Origin of the sequence: Kiloniella spongiae, from assembly GCF_001026905.1 — a bacterium.
GTDB lineage: Bacteria > Pseudomonadota > Alphaproteobacteria > Kiloniellales > Kiloniellaceae > Kiloniella > Kiloniella spongiae.
On sequence record NZ_LAQL01000029.1, the window covers coordinates 1 to 12,345 of the forward strand.

General features: G+C 47.5%; 12 protein-coding genes and 1 pseudogene. All 13 read right to left on the reverse strand.

The features are described 5' to 3' along the window. Positions 1-89 precede the first annotated feature (89 nt). The 13 genes and pseudogenes from WH96_RS20590 to WH96_RS20645 all read right to left on the reverse strand — a co-directional run bounded on the left by WH96_RS20590 (position 90) and on the right by WH96_RS20645 (position 12,298). The gene (locus WH96_RS20590; protein ID WP_047766135.1) at positions 90-647 is read right to left on the reverse strand and encodes a hypothetical protein; all 558 of its coding nucleotides are present in this window, start codon (positions 645-647) and stop codon (positions 90-92) included. Beyond that, a complete protein-coding gene (gspM, locus tag WH96_RS20595) occupies positions 644-1,255 on the reverse strand; it encodes a type II secretion system protein GspM (RefSeq protein WP_047766136.1) in 612 nt (203 codons plus the stop codon). Before gspM ends, WH96_RS20590 begins: the two co-directional genes overlap by 4 nt. After that, entirely contained in the window at positions 1,252-2,367 is a 1,116-nt protein-coding gene (locus tag WH96_RS20600) for a PilN domain-containing protein (RefSeq protein WP_082130626.1), read from the reverse strand. Before WH96_RS20600 ends, gspM begins: the two co-directional genes overlap by 4 nt. A gap of 153 nt (positions 2,368-2,520) precedes the next feature. Beyond that, positions 2,521-3,180 carry a prepilin-type N-terminal cleavage/methylation domain-containing protein gene (locus WH96_RS20605; RefSeq protein ID WP_047766138.1) on the reverse strand — a complete coding sequence of 220 codons (660 nt, stop codon included), beginning with the start codon at positions 3,178-3,180 and terminating at the stop codon, positions 2,521-2,523. 24 nt (positions 3,181-3,204) lie between these two features. Further along, positions 3,205-3,654, reverse strand: coding sequence for a type IV pilus modification PilV family protein (locus WH96_RS20610; RefSeq protein ID WP_047766139.1), 450 nt, complete (start codon positions 3,652-3,654; stop codon positions 3,205-3,207). After that, complete coding sequence (locus tag WH96_RS20615; RefSeq protein WP_245629520.1) at positions 3,644-4,015, reverse strand: GspH/FimT family protein; 372 nt, start codon at positions 4,013-4,015, stop codon at positions 3,644-3,646. Before WH96_RS20615 ends, WH96_RS20610 begins: the two co-directional genes overlap by 11 nt. After that, a pseudogene (locus tag WH96_RS22790) lies at positions 4,016-4,168 on the reverse strand (type II secretion system protein); the annotation flags it as partial. 6 nt (positions 4,169-4,174) lie between these two features. Further along, positions 4,175-4,639 (reverse strand): type II secretion system major pseudopilin GspG, encoded by a 465-nt coding sequence (gene gspG / locus WH96_RS20620; RefSeq protein ID WP_082130628.1) that lies wholly within the window; start codon positions 4,637-4,639, stop codon positions 4,175-4,177. Between the two features lie 66 nt (positions 4,640-4,705). Continuing rightward, on the reverse strand, positions 4,706-5,926 hold the full coding sequence (locus tag WH96_RS20625; RefSeq protein ID WP_047766141.1) for a type II secretion system F family protein: 1,221 nt from the start codon (positions 5,924-5,926) through the stop codon (positions 4,706-4,708). Between the two features lie 18 nt (positions 5,927-5,944). Continuing rightward, complete coding sequence (locus WH96_RS20630; RefSeq protein WP_204248271.1) at positions 5,945-7,654, reverse strand: GspE/PulE family protein; 1,710 nt, start codon at positions 7,652-7,654, stop codon at positions 5,945-5,947. Between the two features lie 203 nt (positions 7,655-7,857). After that, positions 7,858-8,160 (reverse strand): hypothetical protein, encoded by a 303-nt coding sequence (locus WH96_RS20635; RefSeq protein WP_047766143.1) that lies wholly within the window; start codon positions 8,158-8,160, stop codon positions 7,858-7,860. A gap of 69 nt (positions 8,161-8,229) precedes the next feature. Further along, a complete protein-coding gene (locus WH96_RS20640) occupies positions 8,230-8,589 on the reverse strand; it encodes a hypothetical protein (RefSeq protein WP_047766144.1) in 360 nt (119 codons plus the stop codon). 1 nt (position 8,590) lies between these two features. Beyond that, on the reverse strand, positions 8,591-12,298 hold the full coding sequence (locus tag WH96_RS20645; RefSeq protein ID WP_053006195.1) for an RHS repeat domain-containing protein: 3,708 nt from the start codon (positions 12,296-12,298) through the stop codon (positions 8,591-8,593). Between the last annotated feature and the right edge of the window lie 47 nt (positions 12,299-12,345).

The window sequence follows — 12,345 nt, forward strand, 5'->3', positions numbered from 1 at the left end:
CAATCTGTCAACTAGGGAGTGACAGCTGTCGCATTTATTTCATACTGCTTGTTTGTCTGGCTCTCTAGTTGAGTAGTTACCCCATCTTTTTATTGAGGCTTATCAAATACAAGCAGTTTTGTCAGTTCCCCATGAGAAAATTCAACACTGTCATCCATGATCTCTTTCACTTCCCAGTCATTATGGCTCTGTCCCTTGGCTAAACGTAAAAACTCGCCATCGGTTTCGGATTTCAAAAGTGCCTGTGGTGTACCATTTAAAACGACGACGCCAACAAGGGACAGGAGCAACTCTTTCGGTGGCGGTGGGGGCGGAGCTTTTTTTACAGGCTTTGGTTTCGCTTTTTGAATAGGCTGTACGACTTTAGGCTTTGCAACAATTTTTGGTGGCGGCGGAGGGTCTTCCTCTAGACGGCGCGACGGTGAAAAAAGTGGCTTAACCAAAACTGTTTCATAGCGAGATAATGCTTTTTTTTCTATAGGGACGGGCGGCAAAAGAGCCGGGACTTCACGTGTAATTTCCTCTGTTTTTATCAACAGAGTTTCCACATCGCGGGTCATCAAGTTATAACTTAACCACACCAGCGTCAGGCTTGAGACAAAACATAAGGCAGAAATACCAAGAAAAAGACGTGATCGTAATTTCATGATGCCTCTTTCTCCTGATCATTCATTGGCGCAAGATAGCCAAAGAGATCAAATTGGACCTGAAGATCCGGATCACTGCGTTTACGTCCGACCTTGTTGGATGGATTACCGCCTTGGCGATTTACAATTTCAATATTCTCAATAAATAGCAACGGCTGATACGTTTCCAGCGCGTGAACTGTTGCCTGTATAGCCTTGAGTTTTCCCAACACAACCACGCGCAAGCCAACTTTTTGAAACCCGTGCTCTGCTTCTTTTTGCTTGAGAACCTGAACTCTTCGAATATTAGCACCGTTGGTTTGCGCTACGGGAATAATTTTGGCTTGCAAACCAGCAGCGGCCAAAGCCTCTGTTGCGCCTTGTAAATAATTTTGCTGCTGCTTTGCCTGTTCGATAACAACCAGCTTCTGAGCTTCGAGAGTATCACGCATAGAAGCTATCGCAGCATAACGTTCAACGAGCATCTGGCTGTTCTTTCGCTCTTCTCTAGCCAAATCAATCTCTTCAAGAGGAGATAAAAACAGGCTCTGCAAAAACATAAAAAAAACCGCAATAAGAATACCCGCGGAAAGTAGACAATGCCACAGAGGTGGTGCTGTTTTTGTCATTGAGCAACCTCCTGTTCGGCCACGTTATTTCTGGCCTGACTCTGAGTCATTTTATCGTTTATTTTCAATGCTATATTAAATCGATCACGCTTCAGACGATTGTCTTTGGCAACCGGTGAAATAAAGCGAATATCGGAAAAGGCATGTGATGCTTCCAACAAGGCAATCAACCGTGACGCATCTGAAGAAAACCCTGATAAAGTTAACTGAGCTTTATTAAGCCGGGCATCAATAATCCATGTATCATCAGGCAGGATCGTGCTCACAGAAAACAGCAGATCAGATACAGTGTAAGAGCCCTGTTTCTTTGTAACAAGAAAACGGCTACGTTTCTGTTCAGTTACAATATCTTCCTGCAACGTTTTAACAGCAGCAGCCTTGCGTTTTTCAAGATCAAGTTGATCAGAAATTGCCTGAAGCAAAGCCTGTTCATGATCCTTTTTTTGATGAAGATAAAAACTCGCCATAACAAGGGTGATCATCAAAGAAGCAACAAGAAGCTTTCCTTCGGGAATTTTCCTATCCTGTGCTTTTTCTTCGTTGCAAAACGTAAACAACTGATCTTCCTGACCGAGATTATCTCCGCCCCCTGCAAAAGCAATCGTGGAAACATCAAAATCCAAAGTAGTAAAATAGGATTTTTCCTGTTCAAGCAGATGAATGGGAACAACAGCAAGGTCCACCAGGACCTTTTCACTTTGAGCATTTATCCCTTTGATTTTGTAGTCGAAATAAACCTCTTCTGCGCGAAAGGGAGTATAGTCTGACATCTGCCCCTGTAACTCTTGATACAGGTTTTCAACGGTCTCAACAGGCAATTCCAATGTACGGCGGATAACGTACTGACCGGGCAAGAGAACAACAAACTTAAGATTGAGATCAGCCCAAACAGCTTTGAGATCGGCAAGAGTATCGGTATCTGCGGCATCAAGAAGTTGAGTACCCACCACTTTTTCATCAGAGACAATCTGAATCTGCTGATCCTGTTTTCTCATGAAAACCCGATGCTGTATCGGGAAGAAAAAATGCCGCACAGGATAAGGCAGGCAAAAGAGTAATCCCTGTCCCCACCAAGAGATGAAGCGCGTCATTGTCGGCAAAAGAGTACTCATTTTACGAAAGAAAGCCTTTTCATATCTCTATCACTATCAGGGTCTGTTTATCGTTAAAACCAACAACACATAAAAGCATCATGAACGATCAGGAAACATCTGTTTTCAATCGCAGGGTATTCATGGAAACAAATACTACCGTTGCAACATCCATCAGTAAATTTTATTCCCCCCCTGGACAAGGGGTTGTATTGTCAATTCCGGCCACTGCAGTTGATTACTGTTATCCATAAACTCAACCTGCACTCTGATCAACTCGGGTAAATCAGTTCGATCTTCCCATCTATTCAACCATTTCCGCCCACCACCAGAAAGGGGGAAGCCATAGTAGGAAAAGGTGATCCGCGAAACATTTTCCAACATCAAGCGTGTTTCTTTTCCTGCGTCATCCAATCCCGTATCATCCAAACTGGCCTGAATGTCGCCTTTTGATGACGCGCTTTGCCAATCCATCAGAATATGCTCTCCGTCAGCGTAGTAACTGAATTGGTTCAATCCTTCTTCGGACAAAAACGACGGATAGCTGGAAATCAGACTCAGACGATCACTCTCCCCTTCCAGAGACCGTACATCACTGGACAAATTCCGTTCCAAAGGAAAGGCTTTTGCCTGTTTCCGCAACAGTTCCTGAAGGGTGATAACCTGATTAAAGTTATCGCTACGATCCCGACCACGATCCCATGTTTTATAGCTGAACTGCAGTCCCCCAAGTAAACCAAGAGCGATAATGCCCACAAGAACAAGCACGATCAAAAGCTCGACCAGGGTAAAACCGGCCTGTGTTTGTCGATAGGTTCTTTTTTTAGACGTCAAGCTTCTGGCTCTCTATATTTCGGGCTATTTTCTGGCGACAGCTTTAAGGCTTTGCAGCTGATACTGACCTTTGTGAGGTGCAGACCAACGTACCAACACCCTAACCATGTAGAGGTTCAAGACATCCTGACTGGAAAAACGGTTGGGATCTTCCTCGGCTGAAATAATAATCTCTGCCTGATAACCATCGTCAAAGTGTTCGACATCACGCCCTTCGGTCAGAGCAATCGTTGTGCCGACACGATCCATAACCGATTTGGCATATAGAACGGCATAGCCGTGTCGTTCCGCGCGCGTAATCCCCGCAATTCCAGAAGAAAGGGTCTGAAAAATCACCGCGAGAGAAAAAGCAAGAATGGTCAAGGCAATCAACGTTTCTAACAAGGTAAAGCCGTGTTCGCCGTTATGCCGCGCAGTTCTCCCTCTTTGAAAAAGTCGAAACAGGCTAGCCTGTTGGCCCTGATTACTCTTCAACGATGACCCTCCCGGTTAACCAGTCAACGCGGATCAGGGCACTTTGTCCCTTTGGCGTGGACAGCGTAATTTGTCCCCCGGTTGCGCTTCCATCCGGGTAAAACCGAATACCGCCAATATTTCCCCCGGCGGTTTCATCTCGGGCAGAGATAAACCGGACCTCTATATCTTTCGACAGAGATCGAGCAACACCAAGCAAGCCGGCACGATAGCTTTTATCATTGATATCAAGTTCGAAAACCGCGGACTTGTTATTGGTCACGGCCTCGCCACGTAATTGCCGCAAAAGATCAGATATCTCCGACGCTTCCGAACGTAAACTTACCCCGGGCATCACCGCTTTCCATGCAACGGGTGCCATTACCCCAATCACACTAAGGATAAGCAGAACAACCATCAATTCAATAAGGGTAAACCCACAAGCATTTCGCCTGGAGCCACAAAGGAATTTACCCCGAGAAGGTTTATAAGGGGGATACTGGATGTATCTGTAAGATCGAAATAGCCCCCTCATGACACCTTACCAGCTTACGATATCACTATCGGTATCTTCACCGCCCTCACGGCCATCGGCCCCAAAGGAATAGAGATCGTAGTCGCCATGTTCACCCGGCACCTTGTATTGATAGGCCTGCCCCCAGGGATCAATCAACGCATTTTCCTTTTTAATGTAGGGGCCATTCCAGTTTTTAGCTTCGCCGGGTGCTGTAACCAGTGCGCTCAGGCCTTCTTGCGCATTCGGATAGCGTCCGGTATCCAAACGGTAGAGATCAAGAACGCCGCTCAGACGATCTATCTGTAACTGGGCAGTATCGACCTTGGACCCGTCAAGGTACTTGAAAACCTGGGGCGTAACGATCGCTGCGATACCTCCGAGAATGATCAGGACAACCAAAAGCTCAATAAGGGTAAAGCCCTTTTGTTTCTTTCTCTTATCACGGGAAGCCAACACTGATAAGGAAGCCGTTTTTGTATTTTCAGACATGATTAATTTTCTTGCTGGTGAGATATGTAAAAGAAAAGATAGAGATAATACCTGTGAGGCCTAAAATTAAATCGGCAGATTATAGACACTCAAAATCGCCGACAGGATAGAGCCTATAATAACAGCAACAAGGACGCCAAGAAAAATGGTTATCACGGGGACCAGCATTTTAATACGCTGTTCCAGATCACGGCGAACTTCGCCTTCGAAAATCTCTGCGATCTTGAGCAACATACGTTGCAGATTACCACTTTCTTCCCCCACGCCGATCAAATGGCTGGCTAGTTCTGGTAAAGCACAGGTTTCGCGCAGGGGAGCAGAAAAACCTTCGCCCCGTTCCAGTTGTTTTCGCACCTTTCCTATTGCCTCATGAAGCGTCTGATTGGAAACAGTTTGCAAAGACAAGTCAAAAGCATCCAGCGCCGATAACCCGTTGGTCAGCAAGGTTCCCAGCACCCGGCAAAAGCGCGCCGTATCCGCACGACGAAGAAGATTACCCAAAATCGGCATACGCAAGGCAACACCATGCCACCGCTTTTTTCCTTCCGGGCGGTTATAATCCAGCACAAAACACAGAATTAATCCGCCAATACTCAAGGGAATCGCCCACCAGTAGTTTTGCAGAAAAACCGAAAGACCGATTACCCCGCGCGTGACGAGCGGCAATTGGTTGCCCGCCTCTTCAAAAATCGGCTGAAACTGTGGAATAACCACAGTCATCAGGATCATCAGGGTTACCATTGCAACACAGATCACCAGCACAGGATACTGCAGAGCCGTGTTCACACGCTCGCGCAATTCCTGTGATTTTTCCATATGGCTCGCCAGCTTGACCAGAATACCATCCAGTTTACCACTGGTCTCTCCGGCCTTGACCAAACCAATATATTGCCCCGGAAAGATATCCCCCTCTGCCTGAAGTGCTTCTGCAAAAGACAGCCCCTTTTGCACCCGGGCGAGAATGCGTTGGGTCATCGCCTGTAATAGAGGCTTGTGATTAAGTTTGGCAATCAGGGTCAGAGCACGATCCAGCGACAACCCGGTATCCAGCAAGGTTGCAATATCACGGGTAAAGACCACGATATCAGCAGGTTTTAGCCCCGACTTGCCAAAAGACAGAGAGAGATTCCCCCCGGCACTTAGCCCCGCTTTGGCTTCCTCGGCCGATATCGGCAGAAAGCCATCCTGCTTCAGACTGTCAAACAGGCTGTCTCGGCTACTGGCAGACTTGATGCCTTCAACAACATGACCAGATGCATTCACGGCTTTGTAGGAATAGCGTGCCATCTTTGTTTCCTGTCGCCCCTATCGCCGTGCCACACGTAAAACTTCTTCGATGGTGGTCTCCCCCGCCAACACCTTGGCAAGTCCATCATGATAGAGCGGCACCATGCCCTCCTTGAGGGCTTCTCGTTTTAACTCGGCATTGTTGGCACGGCTGAGCAGCAGGCGACTGAATTCCTCGCTCAATGTCAAGACTTCAACCAATGCCCGGCGACCACGATATCCGGTCTGGTTACACTCACCACACCCTACGGGGCGATAAAGCTGATCCGGCAATGTTCCCAGTATCTCGCCAAAGCCAAGCTGTTCTGCCATTTCCGGCAAGACAGGTTCCTGTACCTTACACGCAGGGCACAGCCGTCGTACCAGACGCTGCGCCATCACCCCGTTGAGGGTAGAACTGACGAGATAATCATCAATCCCCATATCCAGCAAGCGGGTCACAGAGCCAACCGCATCGTTGGTGTGCAGGGTCGAGAGAACCAGATGCCCGGTCAGGGCCGATTGCACCGCGATCTCTGCGGTTTCCTGATCCCTGATTTCCCCGATCATCAGAATGTCTGGATCCTGTCGCAACAAAGACCGCAAAACCCGGGGGAATGTCAGGTTGATCGATGCCTGTGTCTGGATCTGATTAATGCCCTGTAATTGATATTCAACCGGATCTTCCACGGTCAGAATTTTACTGTCCGGCTGGTTCAAGATCGACAGACAGGCATAAAGCGTGGTGGTTTTACCACTGCCCGTTGGCCCGGTAACCAGAAAAATCCCATGGGGCCGTTCCAACAGGCTATCCAGCTGTTCCCGCTGCACCCCCGTAATGCCCAGATCGTCAAAATCAAGCTGCACAGTCGAGCGATCCAGAACACGCAACACCGCGGTTTCCCCGTGCATGGTTGGCACAATGGAAAGACGCAGGTCAATCTGTGTGCCGCGAACCGCCAGCTTGATCCGGCCATCCTGTGGCAAGCGGCGTTCCGCGATATCCAGATTGGCCATAATCTTCAAGCGCGACATCAAAGCCGCATGCAAAGACAAAGACGGCGTCATGACCTCTTGCAGATAACCATCCAGACGAAAGCGCACCCGCAAGATATTCTCGAAGGGTTCGATATGGATATCCGATGCCTTGCTTTCCACTGCCCGGTTGATCAACTGGTTGACCAGCCGGATGACAGGGGCACCACTGGCCAGATCTTTCAGGCGCTCAACATCAGTGTCCAGCTCATCCAAAGACGTTGAGATTACACTGCCTTCGAGATCAGGATCAGCAGCGGCAACAAACAGACGGTCAATCGCCGCTTCCAGTTCCGCCGGAACGGCAATGGAAACCTTGGTAACCTTCCCCGTCGCCAGCTGCAGAGCATTGATCACAAAATCCTGTGTCGGATCACAAAGGGCAACAAAAATGCTGTCGGCATCTTCACCGAGAATAAGCGCCCCGGCGCCTTTGAGGAAACTGGCATTAAAGCGTTCGGAATAAAGTGCTTCGGCGGGAAAATCCTCTTTCCCAACAAGCGGACAATCCAGTAGGTGTGCCAGAACTTCCGCCAGATCCCGCTCGGCCACAAGACCCAGCTTTGACACCAACGTGTTCAGACACTCCCTAGTCTCCCCCTGAACCGTCTTCGCCCGCTGTAAACTGGCGAGATCAAGCTTGCCCGCAGCAACCAACTGATCACCCAAGGCAGTCTCAAAAGCAGCAATATCTGAAAACGGTAAAGCGGACACAAAGAACTCACTCCCCATGGGAGTGCCTGAAATATTGAAAGGATAACTTTTATATCAGGATTTAATTGATACTTTATTTCAGAGGACGAAGCCACAGCGATTTGACGGGAAATAGTGAATATTTAAATTTAATACGAACAAGGCAAAATCGTTAATTATCACAAAACTCTTCATCTTAAAGAAAGAAGGTATATTTCTGTATTCTATCTTATATCGCCTAACTGCAGGGCATTGGTCACAAAGCCCAATGTAAGATCACAGAGAGAGATAAAGATGCTGTCGGTATCTTCACCGTGGATAAACGTCCCGGCGCCTTTGAGGAAACTGGCATTAAAGCGTTCGAGATAAAGTGCCTCAGTGGGAAAATCCTCTTTCCCCACCAGCGGACAGCCCAACAAATGGACCAGAAATTCCGCCAGATCGCGCTCGTCGATAAGACACAACTTTGGTGCCTGTGCAATTCTGACACTTCCCGGTCTCGTCCTGAGCAAGTTCTCCCCCACCATAGAAATTTGCTCCTCCAAGATATTTTCAAGGATAATAATGCCTCAAAGCAGCAAAATATATGTGTATTTTTAATCAACCAACTCAACACGAACTTTAGGAGAAACAAATACCCACGTTACATATCTGTCATCAGTAGTATTTATATCTAATTCTAATCTATCATTTTCATATTTTATCCCTAAAATTAAACTAACCACACCTAAGTGATCATCTAGACATTGAAAAATGTTTTTACCTTCTTTTCGGCCCATCGCATCTTTCCACTTTTCAATCACAAGCTTGCATGGTTTTTCTGTTGAAACCCATTCGTCATTAACTTTTTTACCACCCTCATCAAAATAGATTTCGAGAACTTTATTTCTTTCATTGTAATGAAAACCATCTGAGATCACATCGTCAAAACCGTATCCAATAATTTCTGTAGACATATCAGGGTCCTTGAATTTCAATATGAGCGTCCGAACTTCTATAATCTGTAGGTTTCAAGTCTTTATTGAAAGCTCTTTTATTAGTACTTATTTTTTTCTTTAGACCACCTGTCATATTAATATGCATATGGTCATAAGGAACTTGCGTTTTTGTTGGACCGGTCAAATGTGGTGGATCTAATCGAAGTTTTATCTGCCCCCTTTGAAGATGTATCATACCATTCGGCATCTTCTTAACTTCCTTAAACCCAATAGCCTTCAAATCTTTTAGAAGCTTCTCTCTTGGGACAGATTTGATGTTACTTAAATATTGCTTCAGTTGCGTTCTAAATGTTTTAGGCGCTTTAACTGTCTGTATTAAAGACGGTGCAGCCCCCACTCTCCTTGTTGCTAGTCCCAACGCAACAGTCTCAATGATATCACCGTAGTCGGCTTGTAATGCTGTTTCTAATTCAGGTAGATCGCCCGGAGAAACAACATCAACAAAATCTTGTATCTCATTATAAATATCAACATAAGCAGCCCATTCAACTAAAGCAGGTGCAGACATAGGTGTATTTGAAAGCACAGCTATTCCAAACTTTCGATTGATAGTCGCTAAATAAGCTCTTCCTCGCCCTATCTCTTCTGCAATTGCTTCTTCAAGCGTCTGAGTTTGAGTTGTGTTTCCAAAAAAATTTTTAGCCCAGCGATTGAATTTATCAAACGTAGAATCTCGTCGATCACGTTCGCGATCTCTTTCACGCTCATCATCTTGACGATCTGACCCTATAGCATGGCGGAATCCAGTTGGGTCAGTATAGGAAAGAGGATTATTACGGACGTAAGAATAACGATTAAAATCCTGTGTATAGATCGCTTCAGGAATTGTCGGATCTGCACTGAGGAATCGACCAAGCTCCGGATCATAAACCCGACCGTTCATATGAATGATACCCACAGCATCAAGATGCTCATGTCCGGTAAAGCCACGGGGCGTGAATGTCGGACGGACTGGTAAGGATGCTTCCTGCCAGTCACCTTCCCGTCGTTTGCCATGAGGATCATAAGACAGACGCTCTTCCACCAGACCCAACTCATCCGTGGTGACAGTCGTAGAGCCAATATGATCCAGTGACATCCAACGGGTTTTGGTTGTTGTGGTCTGGTCCACAGCAACTTCGATCTTGTGGATCGCCAGTGAAGCTTCATCCGCACGGATATAATGGATCTGCTCCATCGTACCGGACTGAACACCCGCTGAGGTTACTGGTGTGCGTTCTTCATAATAGGAGCCAACATAGGCAACTTCGGTGGTTGTGCCGGCCTCGACAATGGTCTGACGGATACGTGCCCGGTCAGGGCCGTAGACAAAGGATGTCGCACTGAGAGAGACCGTAGCATCAATGGTCGCCGGCTTGTTAAAGCTGGTCCAGGAAACGGAACGTCCCCCGCCCCCGGTCAGGTTACCATTGAGATCATAGGTATAAGATCCACCCTTGGCGGTTGCCACTGCATGGGGCCGTGCCGGATCGTAGGTCATGATCCCGCCATGACTAAGATCAGACTTCAGGGTCATGTTCCCGATTATGTCATAGCCATAGGTGTTTGAAGCCAACTGTGTGCTGTCAGATGTCTTGACCAACAGGTTAGAGGTCAGACGATTAAGCGCATCATAACCAAAGGTCTCTTTACGATCTTGTACATTGTCCTGACGGGCTGTGAGGTTGCCGACGAGGTCAAAGGTCATGGCGAGATCAAGCTGTAAGCCCTGTGCCCCGGACAGACGGCGGGAAGTAACTCGACCGAGTTCATCCACATCGGTCCATTCTGTTAGACCATTACCCAGTTGTGCTTCGCGCACCCGACCGTCCGCATCCCGGGTCTTGGCTTTCCAGATCAGAGAACTGTCGGCTGTTTTGGTAATCTGATCCAGATAACCTGTTGCCGTATAGCTATAGTCCACAGCAAAGCCTGTGGGGTAAGTCACATTGCCCAAACGTCCTGCGGTATCATAGGAAACTGTTGAGGCATAATCCTTACCCCGGATCTTGCGTGTTGTACTGCTTGGACGGCTCAAGCTGTCATAGGCATGGGTTTCGATATAATCAGGTTGTCCACTACCGCCCGGACCAGTCGCGCTATGCAACAGACCAAGACCATTGGCAGCGGTATCATAGGTCCAGGTTGTTGTTCCTTCCGCTTCAACACGCTGGATCAAACGACCAAGAATGTCGTAATTCAATGTATTTGTCTGGCCCTTAGCATCGGTTTGGGATGTCAGTTCCCCATAGCTGTTATAGCCATAGGACCAATAACCCATATCCGGATCATCCATATTGAGTTTACGGCCCAGTTTATCATAGGCAATGGTCACCGTATTGTTCTTGGCATCGGTCGTACTGGTCAGATTACCAAAGGCATCGTAGCTATAGGCAATGGTGCCCCCCATGGTATCGGTGACCAGAACCAGTTCACCCCGCGCATTGCTTTTGCGACTTTCCGTTTCCTGCAACGGCGTTGTAATAGTCACACTCAAACCACTATACGCCGTGGTTGTCATAGCACCATTGAGATCTGTGGACTTGATCACCCGATCCAGCACATCATAGTCGTTCAGTGCCCAATCAATAGAGCTATTGCCTGCCTTGTAAGGCGCTGATGTTTTGATCACACGTCCAAAGCTGTCATAGACCGTATCTCCATAGATAACTGAACCATCCGCCATTTGGCTTTCACTGCGAATTTCACGCCCCAATTTATCCAGATAAGTAATGCTGTTAGCGGCAATGGCTATACCACTGGCAGTTTCCAATGACTGCTGCAGAACACGCTCCACAGCACCGCTTGGACAGGTGATGACAGCATCAGAGCAAAGGCCAAAAGAGGTTACAATTTCGGTTCCATCAGCATTAAATTGACGTTTAGAACGACCAAATCCATCATATTCAAAAGTAGTAATAATGCCATTGGCATCGGTACTTGAGATCGGCATACCAAAACGACTGTCAGTCACAACAGAACTACTATGTCCCAATGCATTGCTGGAACTCAGGGCAAACCGACCATCGGGGCTATAGGTTGTATTTGCTGTCCGTGCTGTTTCACCAACACCAGCAACAGAAGCTGAGGTCACATTGCCAAAGCTGTCATAGCCATAGGTGGTCACGACTTCCAGTGTGGGGTCACCGGGTTCAACTGTTGTTGTCGCAGGCAAGAAGGTATCGCCATGATAAGTCACAGCAGAGGTGCGGGACAGGGAAGTTTGATCCGCATTGGTGCTGGTGGTCACAACCTGCGTCGTGCGCCCCAACAACCACTTGCTTTCCTCATTGGTAATCGTTGCTGAGACAGACGTCGTAAAGGTCTCCACACCATCGGTTACCGAGGTATCGACCTGTGTCGCATTGCCATAATCATCGTAGGTATAGGTGATCGTCGTCGTCTTGACCAAACCAGCCGCCTGCGCAGAAACGGGTGCCACCAAAGGCACTGCCAGCATTCCCATAAGAGCCAGAGGTTTGAGTGATTTGAGCAATCTTTCACCAAAACCATGCGATGCATTCTCCAGGGCCCCTTGCCCCGAAGTCCCATGTCCTGAGCTCCTGTGCGTAGAACCCTCAGCTTGATCAAACCCAACAGACATATCTTTTTCCCCCACAAGAACTGAATTCAGTTCTCTATCTTTGATCATAGTCTCAGTGATTAATTTTCTATCCTGCAAACTCATCACTGCGCCCCCTGATCGGAATCATTTATTTCATATTGTTTGCTCGT

Bases quoted from the DNA above. Each gene is read 5' to 3' on its own strand.
- WH96_RS20590 (WP_047766135.1), bottom strand. From the start codon at position 647: ATGAAATTACGATCACGTCTTTTTCTTGGTATTTCTGCCTTATGTTTT.
- gspM (WP_047766136.1), bottom strand. From the start codon at position 1,255: ATGACAAAAACAGCACCACCTCTGTGGCATTGTCTACTTTCCGCGGGT.
- WH96_RS20600 (WP_082130626.1), bottom strand. From the start codon at position 2,367: ATGAGTACTCTTTTGCCGACAATGACGCGCTTCATCTCTTGGTGGGGA.
- WH96_RS20615 (WP_245629520.1), bottom strand. From the start codon at position 4,015: ATGGCACCCGTTGCATGGAAAGCGGTGATGCCCGGGGTAAGTTTACGT.
- gspG (WP_082130628.1), bottom strand. From the start codon at position 4,639: ATGTCTGAAAATACAAAAACGGCTTCCTTATCAGTGTTGGCTTCCCGT.
- WH96_RS20625 (WP_047766141.1), bottom strand. From the start codon at position 5,926: ATGGCACGCTATTCCTACAAAGCCGTGAATGCATCTGGTCATGTTGTT.
- WH96_RS20635 (WP_047766143.1), bottom strand. From the start codon at position 8,160: ATGGTGGGGGAGAACTTGCTCAGGACGAGACCGGGAAGTGTCAGAATT.
- WH96_RS20640 (WP_047766144.1), bottom strand. From the start codon at position 8,589: ATGTCTACAGAAATTATTGGATACGGTTTTGACGATGTGATCTCAGAT.
- WH96_RS20645 (WP_053006195.1), bottom strand. From the start codon at position 12,298: ATGAGTTTGCAGGATAGAAAATTAATCACTGAGACTATGATCAAAGAT.